The sequence below is a fragment of the Actinomadura oligospora ATCC 43269 genome (assembly GCF_000518265.1).
Lineage (GTDB): Bacteria > Actinomycetota > Actinomycetes > Streptosporangiales > Streptosporangiaceae > Spirillospora > Spirillospora oligospora.
Genome location: NZ_KI912411.1, coordinates 231418 through 252754 on the forward strand (window position 1 = coordinate 231418; position 21337 = coordinate 252754).

The 21337-nt window shown below is 71.8% G+C and carries 16 protein-coding genes; 7 read left to right on the forward strand and 9 right to left on the reverse strand.

What is annotated here, in order from left to right; translation table 11 throughout:
* Positions 1 to 34 precede the first annotated feature (34 nt).
* The 3 genes from P696_RS0138080 (at position 35) to P696_RS0138090 (ending at position 5199) form a co-directional block, all read left to right on the forward strand.
* Positions 35 to 1303: a methyltransferase domain-containing protein gene (locus tag P696_RS0138080; RefSeq protein ID WP_026416425.1), complete on the forward strand. Its 1269-nt coding sequence runs from the start codon at positions 35 to 37 to the stop codon at positions 1301 to 1303.
* A gap of 240 nt (positions 1304 to 1543) precedes the next feature.
* Positions 1544 to 2407, forward strand: coding sequence for an SAM-dependent methyltransferase (locus P696_RS50890; RefSeq protein ID WP_064744268.1), 864 nt, complete (start codon positions 1544 to 1546; stop codon positions 2405 to 2407).
* A complete protein-coding gene (locus P696_RS0138090) occupies positions 2404 to 5199 on the forward strand; it encodes a non-ribosomal peptide synthetase (protein WP_211245962.1) in 2796 nt (931 codons plus the stop codon). Before P696_RS50890 ends, P696_RS0138090 begins: the two co-directional genes overlap by 4 nt.
* Before the next feature lie 297 nt (positions 5200 to 5496).
* Here the strand turns inward: P696_RS0138090 and P696_RS58965 are convergent, their stop codons facing one another.
* From P696_RS58965 to P696_RS59485, 3 genes are read right to left on the reverse strand one after another with little or no spacing between them, the layout of a single operon-like run.
* Positions 5497 to 6222: an extracellular solute-binding protein gene (locus tag P696_RS58965; RefSeq protein WP_084338839.1), complete on the reverse strand. Its 726-nt coding sequence runs from the start codon at positions 6220 to 6222 to the stop codon at positions 5497 to 5499.
* The gene (locus P696_RS58970; RefSeq protein ID WP_026416429.1) at positions 6182 to 6778 is read right to left on the reverse strand and encodes an extracellular solute-binding protein; all 597 of its coding nucleotides are present in this window, start codon (positions 6776 to 6778) and stop codon (positions 6182 to 6184) included. Before P696_RS58970 ends, P696_RS58965 begins: the two co-directional genes overlap by 41 nt.
* Positions 6751 to 7524, reverse strand: a complete 774-nt coding sequence (locus P696_RS59485; RefSeq protein WP_157430176.1) for an ROK family protein — start codon at positions 7522 to 7524, stop codon at positions 6751 to 6753. The genes P696_RS58970 and P696_RS59485 overlap by 28 nt, the downstream gene beginning before the upstream one ends.
* A gap of 601 nt (positions 7525 to 8125) precedes the next feature.
* Here P696_RS59485 and P696_RS55325 point away from each other — a divergent pair.
* The 4 genes from P696_RS55325 to P696_RS0138130 all read left to right on the forward strand — a co-directional run bounded on the left by P696_RS55325 (position 8126) and on the right by P696_RS0138130 (position 12834).
* Positions 8126 to 9268: a M20/M25/M40 family metallo-hydrolase gene (locus P696_RS55325; protein ID WP_211245963.1), complete on the forward strand. Its 1143-nt coding sequence runs from the start codon at positions 8126 to 8128 to the stop codon at positions 9266 to 9268.
* Positions 9261 to 10043 carry a GNAT family N-acetyltransferase gene (locus P696_RS0138120; RefSeq protein ID WP_245627969.1) on the forward strand — a complete coding sequence of 261 codons (783 nt, stop codon included), beginning with the start codon at positions 9261 to 9263 and terminating at the stop codon, positions 10041 to 10043. The genes P696_RS55325 and P696_RS0138120 overlap by 8 nt, the downstream gene beginning before the upstream one ends.
* A complete protein-coding gene (menC, locus tag P696_RS0138125; protein ID WP_026416431.1) occupies positions 10040 to 11137 on the forward strand; it encodes an o-succinylbenzoate synthase in 1098 nt (365 codons plus the stop codon). The genes P696_RS0138120 and menC overlap by 4 nt, the downstream gene beginning before the upstream one ends.
* Before the next feature lie 107 nt (positions 11138 to 11244).
* The gene (locus P696_RS0138130; RefSeq protein WP_026416432.1) at positions 11245 to 12834 is read left to right on the forward strand and encodes a PucR family transcriptional regulator; all 1590 of its coding nucleotides are present in this window, start codon (positions 11245 to 11247) and stop codon (positions 12832 to 12834) included.
* Here the strand turns inward: P696_RS0138130 and P696_RS0138135 are convergent.
* From P696_RS0138135 to P696_RS0138160, 6 genes are read right to left on the reverse strand one after another with little or no spacing between them, the layout of a single operon-like run.
* Positions 12809 to 14782 (reverse strand): prolyl oligopeptidase family serine peptidase, encoded by a 1974-nt coding sequence (locus P696_RS0138135; protein ID WP_026416433.1) that lies wholly within the window; start codon positions 14780 to 14782, stop codon positions 12809 to 12811. The two genes, P696_RS0138130 and P696_RS0138135, sit on opposite strands and share 26 nt — an antisense overlap.
* Positions 14779 to 15789, reverse strand: a complete 1011-nt coding sequence (locus P696_RS50900; protein ID WP_051468795.1) for an erythromycin esterase family protein — start codon at positions 15787 to 15789, stop codon at positions 14779 to 14781. Before P696_RS50900 ends, P696_RS0138135 begins: the two co-directional genes overlap by 4 nt.
* Entirely contained in the window at positions 15771 to 17597 is a 1827-nt protein-coding gene (locus P696_RS0138145) for an ABC transporter substrate-binding protein (RefSeq protein ID WP_026416434.1), read from the reverse strand. The genes P696_RS50900 and P696_RS0138145 overlap by 19 nt, the downstream gene beginning before the upstream one ends.
* Before the next feature lie 4 nt (positions 17598 to 17601).
* Positions 17602 to 18420: an ABC transporter permease gene (locus P696_RS0138150; protein WP_026416435.1), complete on the reverse strand. Its 819-nt coding sequence runs from the start codon at positions 18418 to 18420 to the stop codon at positions 17602 to 17604.
* Complete coding sequence (locus P696_RS0138155; protein WP_026416436.1) at positions 18417 to 19367, reverse strand: ABC transporter permease; 951 nt, start codon at positions 19365 to 19367, stop codon at positions 18417 to 18419. Before P696_RS0138155 ends, P696_RS0138150 begins: the two co-directional genes overlap by 4 nt.
* A complete protein-coding gene (locus P696_RS0138160; RefSeq protein ID WP_026416437.1) occupies positions 19360 to 21294 on the reverse strand; it encodes a dipeptide ABC transporter ATP-binding protein in 1935 nt (644 codons plus the stop codon). Before P696_RS0138160 ends, P696_RS0138155 begins: the two co-directional genes overlap by 8 nt.
* Positions 21295 to 21337: the final 43 nt, after the last annotated feature.

The following is a 21337-nucleotide window of genomic DNA, read 5'->3' on the forward strand; positions in this document are numbered from 1 at the left end:
ACGAACCGTCACCCCAGCGACGAGAGGACATCCCATGACGCCCGATGTTTTTGACGACCCCGGCGTCTGCCCGGCGCGCGAGAGCCTCGCGGGCCGGCTGGCGCGGAGCGACGGCGGGAGCCGGTGGGCGCAGGCGGTCCGCGACGTCCCGCGGCACGTCTTCATCCCCCCGAAGGTCTGGTCGGCGGACGGCGACGACCGGCGCGGCGAGTTCCGGCTGCTGGACGCGACCGACCCCGCGGGACGGGCCGAGTGGATCGCCGCGGTGCACTCGTCCGACACCTCCCTGGTCACCCAGCTGGACGGCGCCCGGCGGCCCGCCGGGCGCCACGGCGACCTCGCCCGGGGCACCCCGACCGGCTCGGCCACCGCGCCCGGCCTGGTGGCGGCGATGCTCCACCATCTCGATCCACGCGACGGCATGCGCGTCCTGCACGTCGGCTGCGGTCCGGGCTACACCACCGGCCTGCTGTGCCGGGAGCTCGGCGCGGACCAGGTCGTCGCGGTCGAGGTGGACGAGGACCTCGCCCGGCGCTCCCGCCAGTCACTCACCCGGCTCGGTCACCATCCCACGCTGGTCGTCCGGGACGGGTGGCACGGCCACCGGCAGGGCGGCCCGTACGACCTGGTCCTCGTCACCGCGTCCTGCCGCCGTCCGGCGCGGGCGTGGATCGCGCAGACCAGGCCCGGCGGCCGGATCCTGCTGCCGCTGCACGGGGCGCTGGTGAACAGCGGCCTGGCCCTGCTGGAAGTGGCCGACGGCGACACCGCGTCCGGCCGGTTCCTGCCGCTGCGCGGCTCGTTCATGCCGCTGCGGGACCGCCGGATCCGGCTCACCGCGACCGACACCCACAGGCTCGGCGGTGACCGGCCGCGGCCTGTGCGCCGCCGGACCACGACCTCCCCGCTGCCGATGCCGGAGACCCTGACCGGCTGGTATCTGGTGGAGCTGACCCTGCACACGATGGCCACCGTCGTCGCGGAGGCGGACGACGGCAGCGGCGCGTTCACCGCGTGGTTCGCCGACAGCGACACCGGGTCGTGGGCGCGGGTGGACCACATGCCCGGGGCGTCCACATACGCGGTCGCGCAGAGCGGCCCGCTGCTGCTGTGGGACGAGATCGAGGAGATCCTCCACTGGTGGGAGCGCCTGGGCCGGCCGCCGTGGCACCTCTTCGGCATCACCGTCACACCGGACGCGCAGTACGTCTGGCACGCGCCCACCGGCGAGACCCGTCAGCTGTCCTATCTGGCCGGTCAGGCCACGCCCGGAGGGGACTGTTCACCCGGACTCAAGACGTGACCCGAGCCGTCTTCCGTCCGGCATTGGCCATATATGTCGTCAATAGTGCTTCGAGAATCGAGGAGCACTTCTCGATTCGCCGGGAGCCGCCCTTCTGCGCACTGAATGACAACACAAACCAGAATACTGGACTGCTTCACTGACCCGATCTCCGCCTCTCTGTCCGACCTGTCGATAATGGCCGGGCCAAGAGCGTTCACGTCCTTACATTGGCGAGTCCGAACGTCAAGGGAAATCATCATGGACAACACGTATGACATCACGACCGGAATTGGCCTGACGGCACTGTCCGTCGCAGCTCTGAGGGCCGTCGAGACCGCGGGCGACGATCCGCTTTTCCGGGACCGGTTCGCCGAGCGGTTCGTCCGGGCAGCGACCACTTCGGAACCCCTCCCGGTGAGCGTGGAGCAGATCGAACGGGAGGAGGACAGGGCGGTGTTCAGGGGCGCCGCCAACGGGATCGCCCTGCGGACGCGGTTCCTCGACGACTTCGTGCGCGGCGCCGCCACGTCGCAGCTGGTCATCCTGGCGGCGGGGCTGGACACGCGCGCGTTCCGGCTCGGCCTGCCGGAGGGCTGCATCGTCTTCGAGATCGAGCAGGCGCGAGTCCTCGCCTTCAAGGAGAAGGTGCTCAGCGAGTCGGGGGCGCGGACGCCCCACGAGCGGCGCACCGTGGGCGTCGACCTGCGGGACGACTGGGCCGCCGCGCTTCTGGACGCCGGGTTCGATCCGTCCCGGCCCAGCGCGTGGCTGCTGGAGGGGCTGCTCCCGTACCTGCCCGCCGCGGCGGAGGTGAGCCTGCTCGACCGCGTGCTGGACCTCTCGGCCCCCGGCAGCTCGATGGCCGTGTGGGCGCTGGCCCGGGACATGCGGGACTTCGACCCCGGGCTGAGCGGCCTGTACGCCACGTTCGGAGTGGACCTCGGGACCGTCACGAGCGGCGAGGAACGGCCCGACACCGTGGAGCTCCTGCGGTCGCGCCACTGGGACGTGACCGAGTCCAGCGTCGCGGCACTGGCCGAGCGGTACGGCCGTCCGGCCACGGTCCGACATCGCGTCAGCCTTTTCACCGCCCGTTACCCGGTCGAGGAGTGTGCATCGTGAGCCACGACGACCTGCCGCAGAACGTCGGGCAGCTGCTGCGGCGCGCCGCGCGGACGAGCCCGCACGCGGAACTGCGCTACCACTCGGCCGAAGGCGGTTCCGAGTACCGGGTGAGCGGCTATCCGGAACTGCTGGACGAGGCCCTCCATGTGCTGACCGGGCTGCGCGCCCTCGGCCTCCGGCCGCGCGACAGGGTGCTGCTCCTCGTCGAGGAGGCGGAGGCGTTCTTGCCGGTCTTCTGGGGGAGCGTGCTGGGCGGGTTCGTCCCGTGCCCGCTGCCGCCGGTCGCGGGCGACCGTGAGCAGGCGACGGCGCGCCTCCGGGACGTCCACCGGCTGCTCGGCGAGCCGCCGCTCGTCACCACCGAGGCCCTGGCCGCGCAGGTCGAGGCCATGTCCACCGGCATGTCCGTGACCACCGTCGAGGAGCTGATGCGAAACGAGCCCGCAGCGACCGTGCACGAGCCGGGCCCCGGAGACCTGGCCCTGCTGATGCTGACGTCGGGTTCGACGGGACGGTCCAAGGCCGTGAAGCTGACGCACGGGAACCTCGTCGCGTCGATGGCGGCGAAGAACGGGCACCACCGGCTGACGTCCTCGGACGTGGCGCTGAACTGGGTGGGTTTCGACCACGTCGCCGCGCTGCTGGAATGCCATCTCCTGCCGGTGTCGACCGGGTCGTCCCAGGTGCACGTGCCATCGTCGGTCGTCCTGGACGAGCCGCTGGAGTTCACGCGCCTGATCTCCCTGCACGGCGTGACGATGACGTTCACCCCGAATTTCCTGCTGGGACTGCTCAACGCGGCGCGTCCCCGGATCCGGGCGGACGAGACGATCGACCTCTCGAGGCTGCGGCACATCATCAGCGGAGGCGAGGCCGTCCCGCACGCGACGGGGACGACCTTCCTGCAGGCGTTCGCGCCGTTCGGCCTGCGGCCGGACGCACTGTGGCCCGCGTTCGGAATGACCGAGACCTGCGCGGGCAGCGTCTACTCACGCGAGTTCCCCGGTGTGGACGCCGGCCAGGACTTCGCGAGTCTCGGGCACCCGGTGGACGCGCTGGAAGTCCGGATCACCGACGAGCTGGACAACGTCCTCCCGGCGGGCCGGGAAGGCGAACTGCAACTGCGCGGCCCGATGGTCACCACGGGCTACTTCGAGAACGACACCGCGACCCGGGCGGCGTTCACCGCCGACGGCTGGTTCCGCACGGGTGACGTCGGACGCCTCGATGACGGCCGGCTCACCCTGGTCGGACGCAGCAAGGACACCATCATCGTCAACGGCGTCAACTACTTCAGCCACGACATCGAGATGGCGCTGGAGCGGCTCGACGACGTGGCGTCGTCCTTTGTGGCGGCGTTCGCCATCCGGCCTGAGGGGAGCGACACCGAGCAGCTCGCCGTCGCCTTCCACCCTCGCACCGAACCCGGCGACGACGACGCGCTGCGCCGGGTCAGCACGGAGATCCGCCGGACCGTCGTCCTGCGCTGGGGGTTCCGGCCCGCGCTGGTGCTTCCGCTGCCGCGTGAGGCGTTCGTCAAGAACAGCCTCGGGAAGATCTCGCGGTCCACACTACGAACCGGGCTCGAACAGGGCGAGTTCGACGCGGCCGTCCGACGGGCCGCCGAGCTGGCCCGGCGGCACCGGGGCGACCACGAGCCGCCGCGGACCGACACCGAACGGGCGCTGGCCGCGATCTACGGCGAGGTCTTCGACATCCCGGCGGAGGCGGTCAGTGTGACCGCGAACTTCTTCGACCTCGGCGGGACGTCCCTGGACCTGCTGCGACTGCGCGGCAACGTCACCCGGAGGCTCGACGCCGCCGGACTGGACACGGTCGACCTGCTCACCGCGCCGACCGTGCGCGCGCTGGCCGCCCATCTCGACGGCCTGGCCACGGGCGGCGCGAAGTCCGACGCCCGCTACGACCCGATCGTCCCGCTGCAACCGGGCGGGACGAAGACCCCGCTGTTCTGCGTCCACCCGGGCGCGGGCGACGTCCTGGTGCTGCTCGACCTGGCCAAGCAGTTCGCCGGCGACCGTCCCTTCCACGCGATCCGCACACGCGGCCTCGCCGAGGGCGAGGCGGCGTTCTCCAACCACGACGAAATGATCGACGTCTACACGCGGGGCATCCAGGAGCGGCAGCCGCACGGGCCGTACGCGCTGGCCGGGTACTCGTCCGGCGCACTGATCGCCTTCGCGGTCGCCAGGAGGCTGGAGGCCCGCGGCGAGGAGGTGGCCTTCCTCGGTGTCTTCGACATCCCGCCCCGGCTCGCGCCGATCGTCGTCGGGCTGGACTTCACGGTGTCGGTAACGGTGCTGTCCCACTTCCTCGGGCTACTCGACGCGGAGCGGACACGGACGCTCCCGGACGCCGTGCGCGACCTGCCTTGGCGGGACCAGCTGAAGGCCATCCTGGATCTCGCGCCGCCCCGGCGAATCGCCGAACTGGACCTGGACCTGGACTCCTTCACCAGGTGGATGACGCTGGTCGAACACCTGAAGAAGGTCCGGGCCGAGTACGAGCCCGAGGGCGCCGTCCGGTCCGTGAGCGTCTTCCACGTGGAGCAGCCCCCGCCACTTCCGGCCTTCTCCCACATGAGCCCGGCCGAGCGCGCGGACGCCTGGCACGCGCGTATCCACGAATGGGACGCGTTCGCCGAGCGCCCCGTCCGCTTCCACGAGGTGCCCGGCGGCCACCACACCTTCGCCGCCTCGCCGAACGTCCGGTCGTTCGCAGCCCTGTTCCAGCGGGAGATCGACCGCGCCATGGGCGACGGCGCATGAGCACGGCCAGCGGCGGTTCGGGACCATCCCCGCGTGCGCGGGGAGCAGCTCCATGCGCTGGCGGGTGACTCGACCGGGGCGACGCGGTGGCGGATACATGGTCGCGGGCTCCTTCGGTGGTCGGTCAGCGGTCGCCGCGGTGGACGAGGTCGAATCGGAACGGTGAGTCGGAGACGGCGAACGGCCGGAGAAGGCCGACGGCAGGAAGGCCAATCGGCGGGTGCGGATTCGTTCGTCTTCCTGCCGTCGGCCGGGGGCGCGGACGGTCGCGGGTTTCCGGCCGGACGCCGGATGGCGTCAGAAGCCGGGCTCGCCCGCCTTGGCGCCGGCGCTCTGCCAGGCCGACTGGACCATGCCGGCGAACTTGGCCGCGTCGGCCCGCTTGCCGATCAGCTCCTGGTAGGCGGCGATGATGTCGTCCTGGGGCTGCGGGATCTGCGAGGCGTCGTCCAGCGGCAGCACGGACCCGCCCTTGTCGACGAGCTTCTGCAGGTCGGCGGTGGCACCGGTCGGGTTGGTGGGCTTGACGTCGGTGAACGCCGGCACGCCGGGGTTGGCGTCGAGGAACTTCTGGGCCTGCGGCTGGGCGATCATGAAGTTGAGGAAGTCCTGCGCGGCCGCGGCGTGCCGGGAGAACTTGGCGACCTTCAGCAGGTTGGGCCTCTTCAGCCCCAGGGTGCCGGGCCCGTTGGCGCCGGGCAGCAGGAAGAAGCCGAGGTTCGCGGACGGGGTGGTCTTGGTGATGGCGGCGAGGGCCCAGCTGCCGTTGATGATCGCGCCGGCCTTGCCCGCGCCGAGGGCGGCGGTGCCGGACTCGTAGGTGGCGGTCAGCGCGTCGGAGTTGGTCAGGCCCTTGCCGACCCAGTCGGCCAGGGCCTGGTTCTGGACATTGAAGCCGGGGATGTCGGCCCACTTGACCTTGTTGCCGTCGAGCTTGGCGACCAGCTGCGGGTCGGCGCCGATCAGGCTGTTGTTGACGGCGCTACGGTGCTGCAGCAGCGTCCAGCCGTCCTCGCCGGACAGTTACAGGGGGGGTGACGCCGCTGTCCTTGACCGTCTGCAGGTCCGACTGGAGCTCGGCGAGGCCGGTGGGGGTGGCGGTTATGCCGGCCTTGGCGAAGACGTCCTTGTTGTAGATGACGCCGGCGGCGGCCAGGCCGTCCGCGCTCGGCGTGCCCCAGATGGTGCCGTCGGCGGAGGTGATCGCCTTGCGCACGGCGGGGTTGAGCCGGTCCACCCACGGCCCGGATGCCGGGAGCATGACGGCGGACTTGTTCTTCACGGTGTCCTGGCCGGCGAAGACGTCGACGCCGCTCTTGGCGGCGAGGCGGGCCTGGACCAGCGAGTCGTAGTTGCCGTCCGGGACCGGGGTGAGGGCCACGGTGTTGCCGGTCTGGTGCTCCCAGGCATGGACGGTGTCGACGAAACCGGGGACGTTCGCCCAGGAGCTGGGGAGCATGTACGTGATCGTCGTATGCGACCCGGAGCCGGCGTCGGACCCGGAGCTGGAGCAGGCGGTGAGCGTGACCTCGGCGAGCGTCGCGGCACCGATCAGAGCGGTTCTGCGAATTGAGCGCATGGTGGAGCGTCCTCTCGGTACATGCTGGGGTGGGGGGAAGGCAACGCGCCGGTCGGAGTCAGATCAGCGCGCTCGGTCGGGTCCGGAGCGGTTCCGGCTGGTCCGGGAGCACCGATCGGACATCGATCCGTGCCGGGAAGGCCGGGTCTCCCAGGAGTTCCCCGAAGGAGTGGGACAGGGCCAGTTGCAGCGCGCCCAGGGCCGCGCCGATCGTCGGGAACTGGGTGATGGCCAGACGCACCGGGGCGGGCGCGGGCCAGCAGTCTCTGCAGCCCCGCCGCGATCCTGTCCGTCAGGGCCGCGCGGTCCGCCAACGGCCCGCCGAGCACGATGAGCTCCGGGTCGATGGTCAGCGCCAGGTAGGCGATCTGCCGGGCGGCCCGCGCGGCGAACTCGTCGAGCTGCCCGACGGCGTCCGGGTCACCGCGGTCCGCGGCATCCAGCACCGGCAGGAACGAATCGACGTCCGACCAGTGCGTCGGCGCCGAGAGGCCCTCGTCGACGAGGTTGAGCTCCCCGGCCAGGTTCCGGGCTCCCCGGTGGATCCGGCCGCGAGCACCTGCGCCGACGATCATTCGGCGAGGCGGGCCCGGAATCAGCTGGAAGGGCTGCCGTTTCCCAAGCAGTGTGCCGCAGGTTCGAGTTCTGCCGAGCCGGCAAAGAATCGACCATTTCACGGCACTCCCGAATGGGGCGATCAGCAGAATCCGGAAGACAGGACCTGCGGGATTCGGACTGGTGAGCATCAGTCAGACGCCCGTTCGACCGCTGGGGGTCAAGGGGTCGTGGGTTCAAATCCCGCCGTCCCGACGGGAAGTAGCAGGTCAGAGGCCGGTTCTCCGCCACGGAGAACCGGCCTCTTGATCGTTTTTCAGCCATTCGTTAGTGGCTCAGCCCCCACCACAAGCCACTCAGCCGGTTCACACACCACCCCAACGGCCCCCGTCCGCCCCCACGCCAAGCTCCGCGTTCACCTCCCCCCGCAAACACTTCTCCGCGCCTCCGAATCCAAGCCTCCCCGCCACTAACCGCAACCCACCTCTTCAGACAAACCAGAAGAATCGTCCACAGGCCAACACACCGCCCCCAACTATCCGTGCAACCATCCCGGCCACGCGGGGCTGGTCACGCCGACGCAATTCGGGGCGCAGAGGCTCGTAGACGCTGCCGTTGGCGTCGAAGCAGGACGACGTACTCGGCGAACGCGGCGTCGGCATCGACGGTGAGGCGGCTCGGTTGTTCGGCGCGTTGGGTGAGCGGGGTCTTCGTCGGGGCGGCCCAACGGGCGGTGTGGATGTCGTCGGGGACGACAGGTCGGCACGTCCGCGCGTTCGGGACCCTGGCGGCATGAACACAGCGATGATCAGCGATATCGAGCGGCTCGTGTCGTGCGAGTCCCCGTCCGGGGACCTGGAGGCGGTCGCCCGGAGCGCCGAGGTGGTCGCGGAGGTCGGGGCCGGGCGGCTGGGGGCCGAGCCGGAGCGGATCGTCGTCGAGGGGCGCACGCATCTGCGGTGGCGGTTCGGCGAACGGTCCCGGGTGCTGGTTCTCGGCCACCATGACACGGTGTGGCCGATCGGGTCCCTCGAACGACATCCGTTCGAGGTCCGGGACGGTGTGATGCGCGGGCCGGGCTGCTTCGACATGAAGGCGGGGCTGGCGATGGCGTTCCACGCGATCGCGGCACTGGACGTCAGGTCGGGCGTGACGCTGCTGGTCACCGGCGACGAGGAGCCCGGCTCCCCCACCTCGCGGACGCTGATCGAGGAGGAGGCGCGCCGGTGCGAGGCGGTGCTCGTGCTGGAGGCGGCCGGGCCCGGTGGGGCGTTGAAGACCGAGCGCAAGGGCGTGTCCCGCTACCAGGTGCGCGTGACCGGGCGGGCGTCCCACGCCGGGCTCGACCCCGAGAAGGGGGTGAACGCCGCGTTGGAGGCGGCTCATCAGCTCGTCGCCGTGGCGGCGCTGGGAGATGGGGGGACGACCGTGACGCCGACGACGCTGACCGCGGGCACCACGGTCAACACCGTCCCGGCGGAGGCCGTCTTCGAGGTGGACGTCCGGGCCTGGACGGAGGCCGAGCAGCGGCGCGTCCACTCGGCGATGCTGGCGCTGCGCCCCCGGCTCGACGGCGCGGTGGTCGAGGTGGCGGGCGGCCCGAACCGTCCGCCGCTCGAGGCCGGGTCCTCACGGGATCTGTTCGCGCTGGCCTGCCGGATCGCGGGCCGGCCGCTCGCCTCGGCGGCGGTCGGCGGAGCCTCCGACGGCAACCTGACCGCGGGCGTCGGCGTCCCCACGCTGGACGGCCTGGGCGCGGTGGGCGGCGGCGCCCATGCCGCCGACGAGCATGTCGTCGTCGCCGAGCTTCCCGGGCGCACCGGGCTGCTGACCGGTCTGCTGGCTTGTCTCCTCGAACGAAATCGGGACTTTCGTTCTGTTCGTCCGGACCAGATCGCCGATGCGGCCGTCTGGAACCATCCCTGGCGTGACTGAAGTGGACATCCGCCTCCTCGAGGAGGTCGGCGACCTGGAAGCCGTTCGCCGCCTGTACGAACGGATCTGGCGGACCGGGGCGACCGGCTCGCCGGTGACGGCCGATTTCCTGCGCGCGCTGGCGAAGGCGGGCGGCTACGTGAGCGGGGCCTGGGAGGACGGCGAGCTGGTCGGCGCCTGTTTCGGGTTCTTCGCCCCGCCCGCCCGCGAGGCCCTGCACAGCCACATCGCCGGTGTGCTGGCGAAGGCGCAGGGGCGGAACATCGGCTTCGCCCTGAAGGTCCACCAGCGGGCCTGGGCCCTGGAGCACGGCGCCCGCGAGATCTGGTGGACCTTCGACCCGCTGATCCGCCGCAACGCGCACTTCAACCTGGTCAAGCTGGGCGCCGAGGCGACCGAGTACCTGCCGGACTTCTACGGTCCGATGGACGACGACGTCAACCGGGCCGACCCCACCGACCGGCTGTTCGTCCGCTGGCGCCTGTCGTCCCCGGACGTCGAGGCCGCCTGCGCGGCCGGCCCGCGGACGGCGACGGTCTCCGGGGAGGCGCTGCTCGGCAAGGGCCCTGACCAGGAGCCGCGGGTCGGCCGGACGTCGGCGAAGGTCGTCACGGTCGCCGTCCCGGACGACATCGAGGCGCTGCGCGAGCGCGAACCCGCGCTGGCCTCGGCGTGGCGCATGGCCGTCCGGGACGTCCTCGGCGGCCTCATGGACGACGGCGGCACGGTCATCGGGTTCGACCGCGCCGCCGGATACCTCGTGGAGAGAACATGAAGATCGCAGGGGTGGAGCTCCGCACGGTCCGGATGCCGCTCGTCGCGCCGTTCCGCACGAGCTTCGGCACCGAGACCGTCCGTGAGGCGGTGCTGGTGCGCGTCGTGACCGACGAGGCCGAGGGGTGGGGGGAGTGCGGCGCGGGCCCCGCGCCGCTGTACTCCTCCGAGTACACCCACGCCGCCGTCGACGTGCTGGCGCGTTACCTGGTCCCGGCGGCCCTGGAGGTGGGCGGCGCGGACGAGGTGGGCCCCGCGCTGGCGGCGTTCAAGGGCCATCGCATGGCCAAGGCCGCCCTGGAGACCGCAGTCCTGGACGCCGAGCTGCGGGGACGCGGCGAGCCGCTGAGCCGGGCCCTCGGCGCGACCAGGACGGAGGTCCCGTGCGGGGTCTCGGTGGGCATCACCGACACGATCCCCCAGCTCCTGGACGTCGTCGCGGGTCATCTGGAGGCGGGCTACCGGCGGATCAAGCTCAAGATCGAGCCGGGCTGGGACGTCGAGCCGGTCCGGGCCGTCCGCGAGCGCTTCGGCGACATCCCCCTCCAGGTGGACGCGAACGCCGCCTACGTCATCGGCCAGGCCGAGCATCTGGCGCGGCTCGACGGCTTCGGTCTGACCATGCTGGAGCAACCGCTGGCCGAGGACGATCTGCTCGGCCACGCGGAGCTGGCGAAACGCCTCAGGACCCCGATCTGCCTGGACGAGTCGATCGTCGACGCCCGCGCGGCGGCCACCGCGATCACGCTGGGAGCCTGCGCGATCGTGAACATCAAGCCCGGCCGGGTCGGCGGATATCTGGAGGCCCGGCGCATCCATGACGCCTGCGCGGCCCGCGACGTCCCCGTCTGGTGCGGCGGCATGCTGGAGACCGGTGTCGGCAGGGCGGCGAACGTCGCGCTCGCCGCGCTGCCCGGGTTCCGGTTCCCCGGCGACACCTCGGCGTCCGACCGGTACTACACGACCGACATCACCGAGCCGTTCCGGCTCGAGGACGGCCACCTCAGGGTGCCGACCGGGCCGGGCCTCGGCGTCGCTCCCGATCGCGGGATCCTGGACGCCGTGACCACCGAAACGGCATGGATTCGGCCCTGACAGGGTTGTTTCGGACATATAAGACAATACTTATGGCATGATCTCGTCATGGTGAACGCACGACCACGCACCGGAGTCGCAGCGGCTTCGGGCGCGCACCCCACCCCGTGACCAGCCTCGTCCGCGTCCTGGAGGAGTTCGGCTCGACCCTCCTGGAGCTGGTCTGCGGAGACCTGTCGCAGAAGGAGATCGGCGGCGTCGTCATCCACGACCCGCTCGACGAGCCCGAGTTGCCGGCCGACGCCCTGGTCCTGGGCGTCGGCCTGCACGAGAACCTGGCGCGGTTCGTCACCCGGCTGGGCGAGCGCGGGGCCCTCGGCCTGGTCGTCCGCGCGCCGGTCGCCCCCGACGCCGACCTCCTCGAGGCGGCCGAGAAGTCGGGGGTGACCGTCCTGGCGTTCGCGCGCGGCGCCCCATGGAGCCACCTGGCCGGGATGCTGCGGTCGCTGACCGCCGAGGGCGATCCGTACGGCGCCGCCGGCCAGGCCCGCTCCGGTGACCTGTTCGCCGTCGCGAACGCGATCGCGGCCCTGCTCGACGCGCCCGTCACCGTCGAGGACCGCAACTCCCGGCTGCTGGCGTTCTCCAGCCGCCAGGACGAGGCGGACCCGTCCCGTGTCCAGACGATCCTCAGCCGCCAGGTGCCCGTCCACTACACGCGGATCCTGGAGGAACGCGGCGTCTTCCAGGCGATCTACCGCAGCGACCGCCCGGTCTTCGTGGCGCCGCTGCCCGAGTCCGGCGAGCTGCCGCGCGCGGCGATCGCGGTGCGGGCGGGCGACGAGATCCTCGGCACGATCTGGGTCGTCGTCCCCGAACCGCTCGACGAGGAGCGGAGCGGGCTGCTCTACGAGGCGTCCAAGCTCGTCGCCATGCACCTGGTCTGGCAGCGCGCCGACGCCGACAGGGAGCGCCGCCTGCGCGCGGAACTGCTGAGCGCCGCCCTGGGCGGAGGGCCGGAGAGCCGCGAGTCCGCCCGCCGACTCGGTCTCCGGGACGAGCCCGCGATCGTCATGGCGCTCACCGTGGCGTCCGCCGCGGCGGAGACCCCCGCCCAGATCGGCGCGGAGCGCAAGCGGCTCGCGGACGCCTTCGCGATGCACCTCACCGCGGCGCACCCGCGTTCGGTGAGCGGCCTGATCGGCGACGTCGCGTTCGGGGTCCTGCCCCTGGCCGGCGAGGGCGCCGAGGCACGCGCGACCCTGATCGCCCACGAGTTCCTGGCCCGGGTCGGCTCCCGCCTGCGTCCCCTGATCGGGGTGGGCCGCCTCGCCGGGGACGGCTCGGCGCTCACCCGTTCCCGCTCCAGCGCCGAGCAGGCCCTGCGCGTCCTGCGGGCGGGGGTGCTGGACCAGCAGGTGGCGCTTCTGGACGAGGTCCACATCGAGGCGCTGCTGCTGGAGCTGTCCGACCTGATCCCGCAGGCCGACCTGCCCAGCGGGCCCGTCGCCCGGATCGCCGCCTACGACCGGGAGCACCAGGCGAACCTCATGGAGACCCTGCGGGCGTGGCTGGACGCGTTCGGGGACGTCGCGCTGGCGTCCACGGCGATGTTCGTGCATCCCAACACGTTCCGCTACCGGCTGCGCCGGGCGGCCAAGGTCGGCGGGATCGACCTCGGCGACCCGGACGCCCGGCTGAGCACGATGATCCAGCTGCGCCTGATGTCCGTCAGATCCGCAGGCCGCAACTCCTGATCAGGAACGCCAGCCACGCGGTGTCCTGCTCGACCGCCACGTCGTGGCCGGTCGCCGCGCCGTGCCCGGCGTCCTCGAAGACGTGCACCAGGATCGGCGCGTCGCCCCGCTGGGCGGCCTGGAGGCGCGCGGCGAACTTGCGCGCGTGCCAGGGGCGGCACCGCGGATCGTTCGCGCCCGCCTGGATGTACATCGCGGGGAACTCGCCGTCCCGGATCAGCTCGTACGGCGACAGCCCCAGGAAGCGCCGGACGTCGGCGGGATCGTCGGGGTCGCCCCACGCCTTGCGGAGGACGAACTCCAGATAGGGGTCGCGCGTTCCGCCGATCAGGTCGAGCAACGGCGCGCGCGGCAGCACCGCCCGCCACAGGTCGGGACGCGTCGTCGCGGCGACGCCGCACATCAGCCCGCCGTCCGACCCTCCGGTGAGCGCGAGCCCGCCCGCGGTCGCCCGTCCCGTGTCGATGAGGTGCTCGGCGACCGCGACGAGGTCGGCGTCCCGCACATGCTTGCGCTCCCTGTGCGCGGCCGTCCACCAGTCCCGCCCGAACTCCCCACCGCCCCTCAGGTACGCCTGGACGACGGCGCCGCCCGCGGCGACGAAGGCCGCCAGGTCGGCCTGGTAGGCGGGCAGCAATGGCACGCCGGCCGCGCCGTAGGCGGAGACGAGCACGGGCGGGTTCGGCGACCCGGACGAGTCGGCGCCGCGGCTGATCAGGTGATACGGGATCGGGACGCCGTCGGAGGCGATCGCCTCGCCCACCCCGACCGTGGCGTCCAGGGTGACCGCGGGAGGAACGAGGGTCTCGAGCGGGGCGCCGAGGCGGTGCGCGTGGACGGCCCACGAGCTGGTCGGGGTGGAGAAGGCGAAGACGTAGGACGGAGCGGGGTTCCCCACGGCCAGGGCGGTCAGCGGGAAGAACGGGGAGGACAGCGCGCCCCGTCCCGGCAGCGGCACCTCGCCGACGACCGCGCCGGCCCCGTCGAGGACGCGGACGCGCGCGAAGGTCGCGTCGAGCTCGCTGAGGTACAGGTGCTCGCCGACCGGTGTCAGGGAGCGCAGGACCGTGTCGCCCTCGGGGACGAGCTCGGTCCAGTCGGACGGGTCGTCCAGCGAGATCGCCACCACCCGGCCGCGCGGGGCGTCCACGTCGGTGACCGCGACGTACCGGTCGCCCACGATGTGGCCGGCGATCATTCCCGGGCAGTCGGTGACGAACGGGCGCCACGTCCCGCCGACGGGCCGGACCGCGATCGGGAACGGAGCGCCCACCCGATGGGCGGCGACCTCCCACCGGTCACCCGTCTGGATCAGCGTGTACTCGCGGGAGCCCCCCACCGGGACGGGTTCCAGCGTGGTGCCGCCGCCCAGCCGGTGCAGGAAGACCGCCTGCCGGAACTCCTCCGGCGGCCCGGTGAGCGCGAAGAAGTAGAACCCGCTCCCGTCGGGCAGCCACGAGACGCCTCCGGCCCACGCGCTGTGCAGGACCTGGGCCGGGGCGCCGTCGAGCTCCCGGCCCGTGGCCGTCTCGATGAGCCGGATCGTGTTGTGCTCGCTGCCGTCGTCGCAGATTCCGGCGGCCAGGACGCTGCCGTCCGGCGAGGGCGCCAGCCAGGACGGCACGTCCTCGCCCAGTGACGCGATCCGCCGTCCGTCCCCGTACGGGGTGCCGGAGACGACCAGATCCGTCCCGGAGGCTCGGAACCACTGACCGGCCGCGTACCTGGGCGGATCCGGCCGGGCTCCGGTGCCGAAGGCCAGCACCAACTCCCGGACGGCGTCCCGGTCCACCCCGTCGAAGACCACGGAGGCGGCCAGGTCCGCCTGCTCCCGCTGCCAGTCCCGGACCTCGGGCGTCTCCTCCTCCAGCCAGCGGTAGGGGTCCGGCACCGCGATCCCGGCGATGTCCGTGACGGCCTCGACGGTCCGGGTGGGCGGGTACTTCATCGGTACTCCTCGAACTCGGCGCGGAGCCGTTCGAACGCTCCGGGGATGAGGGTGGCGTGGTCGAGACGGACGAGCGCGTCGAAGCCCCCGGCCGGCTCGGCGGGATCGCCCGGCGCCCGCGCCTCGAGGAGGACGTCGCAGTCGAACGGCCGCGCCGAGCGCTCCACGAAGCGGATCACCGGCCCGGAGGCATAGGTCATCCCGACGACGGCCATCGCGGGGCCGAGCGCCGCGTCCAGCAGGGCGCCCATCATCGGACGCCCGTCCAGAGGCGTCCGCTGGACGTGCCCGTTGTGCGCGCTGACCACGACGCGTTCCTCGCGTTCGAGAACCCAGCGCACGGTGTCGGCCATGAAGACGTCCCGCGGATACGGCTCCCCTTCGCGGCCCGGCTCCTGTTCGTCGAGGAACGCCGCCAGCGAGGCCGCGGCACGCACCACCACGCCGTCCCGCGAGCCCTCGGCGCGGAGGGTCAGCTCACGCAGGTCCGTCAGCAGCTCGTCCCGTTCGGCGGCGGGCAGGACGGCGAACCGCACCGCCGCCTCCGTCCGGCCGCCCAGGTCGCTCCGCCGGGCCAGGTCCCGCAGGTCCCAGCCGGGCGTCCGCTCGGCGATCACCCGGACGGCCGGCCCCGGCGAGGTGGACGAACCCGGCAGGTCCATCCCGTAGAAGCCGACTCCGGCGGTCCGCATCCATCGCAGTTGCCGCCGCATCGGCGCGCACTCTCCGAAGCGGTAGGTGATGCCGTCGCGGGCGACGTCCGCCACATCCGCCGCGTCCGCCGCGCCCGCCGCGCCCGCCGGGCCGCCTCGGAGCCAGGCGTCGACGCCCAGCCCCTCGGCGAACCCGGACTCCATGACGAACGCCGTGAACCCGTGCTCCTCGGCCAGGTGCCGGAGAATCCGGTCCTTGAGCTCGTAGAACTCGGTGATGTTGTGGGCGCTCTCCCCGAGCGCCACCACCCGGACGTCGCCGGGCAGCTCGGTGATCAGTCGTGGAAGTACCATTGCTCCGGCGTGTACAGGTAGCTCAGCAGGGCCTTGAACGAGGAGCTGGGGCCGGACAGCGAGCTCTTCCAGACGACCAGGGTGTTCGGGGTCGGGAAGAACAGCACGGGCAGGTCCTCGGCGAGCGCGGTGGCCTCGGCCGACAGGGCCTTGGGGTCCGCTCCGAACGTCGAGGCGTTGATCAGCTTGTCGGCCTCGGGGTTGGCGTAGGAGCCGAGGTTGAAGCTGCCTTCGGTGTTGAACACCGTGTTGCTGCTCGGGTAGCCGACCGCGAGGTAGAGCGGCCCGTTGTCCTGCATCGCCCATTCGTTGGCCTTGGCGGGAGCGAAGGAGTTGCCGTAGTTCTCGTACATGTAGTTGAGGGACTTGGTCACGATCTTCACCTCGACCCCCAGCTTCTTGGCCGCCGAGACGAACGCGATGTCGCGGGCGCCGACATAGCCGGGCGTGTTCGCCGAGGCGATCGTGAAACCGATCGTCTGCCCCTGCTTGATACCGGGGCCGCAGAGCGAAGGCCGCTCGCAGGTGGTCGTCCCGTCGGGCACGACCTTCCAGCCGTGGTCGGTGAGCAGCTTGGTCGCCGCCGCCGGGTCGTGGGGATAGGGCGCCTTGCCACCGAAGGACGGCGGGTACGGCGAGTCGGCCCCCACCGTGGTGTGGTTCTCCGCCCCGGCGCCGTTGTAGATGCCGCGGCTGGTGATGTAGCCCTTCTCGTCGATCAGCCGCTGGAGCGCCTGCCGGACGTACGGCTGCGCGATGACCTTGTCGAAGCCGCCGACGGTGTGCTTGAAGTTGATGGTGAGCGCGTCGAACCGGGCCGGCGCCGGGCTGCTGTAGACGGTGTAGCCCTTGGCCTTGAGCGCGCCGGCCTGCGAGATGAACGTGGAGTCCAGCGTCCCGACGGTGAGGTTGCCCGCCTTGAGCTGGTTGAGCACGGCGGCGGCGGACGTGAACGCCTTGAAGTCCACCTGGTCGAGGCGCTTCGCCCCAGGCCCGCTGTAGGACCTGTTCGCGGCCAGGGAGAACGAGCCGGTCGTCGGGTCGAAGCTCTTCAGCCTGTACGGCCCGTTCACGACCTGCCAGAGGGGGTTGGTGGCGAACGTCTGCTGACGGCTCGACTGCTTGGTGAGATAGGTGTAGATCGCCTTGGCGTTCTTCGGCTGGGTGTAGTCCAGGTGCGGGCCGCCGTCCTTGGCGATGTTCCACTCCTGGGACGGCATGACGTACAGCGTCGCCAGCATGGACAGCAGGTAGGACGGGTTGTACGCGGTCTTCAGGGTGAGCGTCAGCGTGTCCGGCCCGGTCGCGGCCGCGGTGACGCCGTCCGGGAACTGGCCGGGGGTGTAGAAGCTCCAGTTGGCCGGGCTCTCGGCCAGCGCGGCCTTGAGCAGGTCCAGGGAGAAGACGACGTCGCCGGCCGTGACGGGCCTGCCCGTGGACCACTTGTAGTCCTTCATCCTGATCGTCACGGTCCTGCGGTCCGCGCTGTAGACCGGCTGTTCGGCCAGGCTCAGCGCGGGGTCGACGATCTGGCTCCCGTCGCCGCTCGGCCGGTACAGCGACCGCCACAGCTGGCCGCGGGCGATCACGGTGCCGTTCGCCGAGGCGGGCGGGTAGGGGTAGATGAAGTTCGGGCTGAGCCCGGGGGTCAGCGCCACGACGGCCGTTCCGCCGTCCTTCGGGGTGCCGGTCTGCTTCGGGGGCACCGTGGCGATGTCCTTGGCCGTCCCGCCGCCGGAACCGCACGCCGACGCGGCGAGCAGGGTGGTGAGGACGGTGGCGAGCACGATCGAGGGGCGTCCGCGCATGCTGCTAACTCCTTGCTGAGGTGGGGCGCCCGATCGCGTCCCGAAGGGCGTCGGCGAGCAGGTTGAGGGCGAGGACCGTGAGGATGATGCAGGCGCCGACCGGATAGACCAGCCACCAGTAGTCGGCGGAGATGTAGGTGACGCCGCTGGCGAGCTGGCTGCCCCAGTCCGCGGTGGGATAGGTCAGGCCGAAGCCCAGGAAGCCGAGCGCGGAGACGACGATGATCGCGTCGGCCACCTGGAAGGTGACGGTCACGATGATCACGCCGAGCGCGTTGGGGACCAGGTGGGTGAGGATGACCCGCCACCGCGAGGCGCCCATGACCCTGGCCGCGAGGACGAACTCCCGGACCCGGAGCGTCAGCACCTCCCCGCGGACCAGCCGGGCCGACAGCAGCCAGGAGAACCCACCGATGACCAGGCTCAGCGACAGCGCGTCCGCGTGGAACCGGGCGGAGAGGATCAGCACGAAGAACAGGAACGGGATCGACAGCATCACGTCGACCAGCCGCATCATGAACCCGTCGACCACTCCCCCGGCGAGCCCGGCGACCGCGCCGTAGAGGGTGCCGATCGTGGTCGCGACGAGGGCGGCCAGCAGGCTGATCTGCAGCGACACCCGGCCGCCGTTCATCAGCCGTCCGAGCACGTCGAAGCCGTTGGTGTCGGTGCCGAGCGGATGCTCCCCGCCCGGCGGCAGGGCCGCGTTGACGAGGTCGACGTCGTTCTGGTTCGTCGGATGGAGCAGCGGGCCGAGGACGCAGAACCCCACGACGAGCAGCAGGAGCAGGCCACCGGCGAGCGCGAGCGGATGCCGCCTCATCTCCCCACCTCGATTCGGCGATCGGCGGCGGCGACCATGACGTCGGCGAGGAAGTTGCCGACGACGGTCAGGAGGCCGCCCATCAGGGTGTAGGCGAGGAGCAGCGGATAGTCCTCGCGTTGCAGGCTGTTCAGGAACAGCAGGCCGAGGCCCGGGTAGTTGAAGAGCGACTCGACGATGACGTTCCCGGCGAGCAGCGTCGGGACGAGCGTCCCGACCAGGGTGATCAGCGGCATGCAGGCGTTCCGGAGGAGGTGGCGGGTCAGGATCTGCCGTTCGCGCAGGCCCTTGGCCCGCGCGACCCGGATGTAGTCCTGGCCGAGCTGGTCCAGCGCCGAGGAGCGCTGGTGCTGCGCGAAGACGGCGACGCTCCCCGCGGCCAGCGTGATCACGGGCAGGGTCATGGCCCGCGGATCGGTGAAGACCGCCCAGGGCGAGTGCGACTGGGACGCCTCGGCCGGGAAGAGGCCCGCCTGCTGGCTGAACACCGCGATCAGGACGAGCCCGAGCAGGAACGACGGCGTCGCGTACAGCATGTACGAGACGGCCGTGGCCGCCCGGTCGAGCGGGCCGTTGCGCCGGACGGCCTGGAGGATGCCGAGCGGGACCGCGACGGCCAGTGCCAGGACGAGCCCGGCCAGCGACAGCATCGCGCTCCGCCCGGCGTTCTGCGCGATCAGGGTGGAGACGTTCTCGTTCAGCTTGTAGGACCGTCCGAGGTCCCCGTGGAGCAGCCGCCCCAGGTAGTCGAGGTACTGCACGACCACCGGCCGGTCGAATCCGTGCTGGTGGTCGAAGGCCGCCACCGCCTCGGGCGACACCCTCTGGCCGAGCACGATCCGGCCCGGGCTGTCCGAGACCAGGTGCAGCATGAAGTAGACGACCGCGGAGATCCCGAGCATGACGAGAGCCGAGACCACCAGGCGGTGGAGAACATACTTAGCCATTCCGGCCCTCTCGCAACGGATAGTGGCAGGCCACCCGGTGAGTGCCGGTGACCGGCGTCATCGGGGGCTCGGTCGTGGCGCACTCCTCGGTGGCCAGGGCGCACCGGGTGCGGAAGCGGCAGCCGCTGGGCGGGTCGACGGGGCTGGGCGGTTCGCCGCGCACGGGCGTTCCCGTCCGCTCCCCTTCCGGGACGGCGGCCAGCAGGCCCGCCGTGTAGGGGTGCGCCGCGGCCCCGAACACCTCGTCGGTCGTGCCGGTCTCGACGAGCTTGCCGAGGTACATGACACCGACCCGGTCGGCGAGGTACCGCACGACCGCGAGATCGTGCGAGATGACGACGCCGCCGAGTCCGCGTTCGGCCTGGACCCGGCGCATCAGGTTGAGGACCTGGGAGCGGATGGAGACGTCCAGGGCGCTGACCGGTTCGTCGGCGACCAGCACCTTCGGGTCCAGGGCGAGCGCGCGGGCCAGGCCGACGCGCTGGCGCTGCCCGCCGGACAGCTCGTACGGGTACCGGTCGAGGACGCTCTCGGGCAGGCCGACGTCGTCCAGGAGCCTGCCCACGCGCTCTCGCCGGTCGCCGATGCCGTGGATCGCCAGGGGTTCGCGGAGGATCCGCCCGATCCGCATCCTCGGGTCGAGGGCGGCGCTCGCGTCCTGGAACATCATCTGGACGGCCCGGCGCGGGCGGGTGACCCTCTCACCGGCGAAGACGACCTCGCCGCCGTCCGGCCGGTCGAGGCCGACGAGCAGGCGGCCCAGGCTCGACTTGCCGCAGCCCGACTCGCCGACCAGCCCGAACGTCTCCCCCGCCGCCACCTCGAAGCTGATGCCGGAGACCGCCTTGACGGTCCGGCGTCCGGTCGGATGCTCGCGGACCAGGTCGACGACGCGCAGCAGCGCCTCCCCTGTGCCGCTCGTCCCGCTTGTCTCGCCCGCCTCGCTTGTCTCGCTCGGCGGGAGCCGCTTGCGGCCCGCGGACGTGACGGGCCCGTCGACCGGATGCCAGCAGGCGTACGTCCCGGTGAACGGCGGCAGCTCCTCGCGGCACCTGTCGGTGGCCGCGTCGCAGCGCGGCGCGAACGGGCAGCCCGGCTCGGGACGCGCCAGGTCGGGCGGGGCGCCCGGGATGCTGAACAGCTCCTCGTCCTTGTCCTGCGCGAGCGTCGGGATCGACGCCAGCAGGGCGCGCGTGTACCGGTGCCGCGTCCGGCCGAAGATCTCCGCCGTGGGCGCGGACTCGGCCAGCCGACCGCCGTACATCACGCCGACCCGGTCCGCCCGCTGCGCGATCACGCCCATGTCGTGCGTGATGAGGATCATCGACATGCCGCGCTGCGCCCGCAGCTCGTCGAGCAGGTCCAGGATCTCGGCCTGGATCGTGACGTCGAGGGCCGTGGTGGGCTCGTCGGCGATGACGACCTCGGGTTCGCAGACCAGCGCCATCGCGATCATCACCCGCTGGCGCTGCCCGCCGGAGAGCTGGTGCGGGTAGCCGTCCCGCTGGACGCCGACCCGGGCCAGCATCTCCCGGGCCCGTTCCCGCGCGGCCCGCCGGGACTCCCCCCGGTGCAGCCGGACGGGCTCCGCCACCTGTTCGACGATCTTCTTGGTCGGATTCAGCGAGGTCAGCGAGTCCTGGAAGATCATCGCGACCTCGCCGCCCCGGTACCGACGGGGGTCCATCGCGAGCAGGTCCCGGCCGCCGAGCTCGATCGAACCGCCGGTCACCCGCCCGCCCGCCGGCAGCATCCCCATGATCGCCAGGCCGGTCATGGACTTGCCGGACCCGGTCTCCCCCACGATCCCGAGGGTCTCCCCGCGCCCCAGCTCGAGGGTGACGTCCGCGACAGGGCGAACAAGCCTGTCACCACGCCTGATCTCCACGGACAGGCCGCGGACGATCAGATTCTTCTGCGAATCCATTCGACGATAGTGGGGGCCCTACCACGACCGGTGTTCGTCCGGT

Bases quoted from the DNA above. Each gene is read 5' to 3' on its own strand.
- P696_RS55325 (WP_211245963.1), top strand. From the start codon at position 8,126: ATGAACACAGCGATGATCAGCGATATCGAGCGGCTCGTGTCGTGCGAG.
- P696_RS0138160 (WP_026416437.1), bottom strand. From the start codon at position 21,294: ATGGATTCGCAGAAGAATCTGATCGTCCGCGGCCTGTCCGTGGAGATC.
- P696_RS0138145 (WP_026416434.1), bottom strand. From the start codon at position 17,597: ATGCGCGGACGCCCCTCGATCGTGCTCGCCACCGTCCTCACCACCCTG.
- P696_RS50900 (WP_051468795.1), bottom strand. From the start codon at position 15,789: ATGGTACTTCCACGACTGATCACCGAGCTGCCCGGCGACGTCCGGGTG.
- P696_RS0138155 (WP_026416436.1), bottom strand. From the start codon at position 19,367: ATGGCTAAGTATGTTCTCCACCGCCTGGTGGTCTCGGCTCTCGTCATG.
- P696_RS59485 (WP_157430176.1), bottom strand. From the start codon at position 7,524: ATGCTCACCAGTCCGAATCCCGCAGGTCCTGTCTTCCGGATTCTGCTG.
- P696_RS58970 (WP_026416429.1), bottom strand. From the start codon at position 6,778: ATGCGCTCAATTCGCAGAACCGCTCTGATCGGTGCCGCGACGCTCGCC.
- P696_RS0138135 (WP_026416433.1), bottom strand. From the start codon at position 14,782: ATGAAGTACCCGCCCACCCGGACCGTCGAGGCCGTCACGGACATCGCC.
- P696_RS0138150 (WP_026416435.1), bottom strand. From the start codon at position 18,420: ATGAGGCGGCATCCGCTCGCGCTCGCCGGTGGCCTGCTCCTGCTGCTC.
- P696_RS0138080 (WP_026416425.1), top strand. From the start codon at position 35: ATGACGCCCGATGTTTTTGACGACCCCGGCGTCTGCCCGGCGCGCGAG.
- P696_RS50890 (WP_064744268.1), top strand. From the start codon at position 1,544: ATGGACAACACGTATGACATCACGACCGGAATTGGCCTGACGGCACTG.
- menC (WP_026416431.1), top strand. From the start codon at position 10,040: ATGAAGATCGCAGGGGTGGAGCTCCGCACGGTCCGGATGCCGCTCGTC.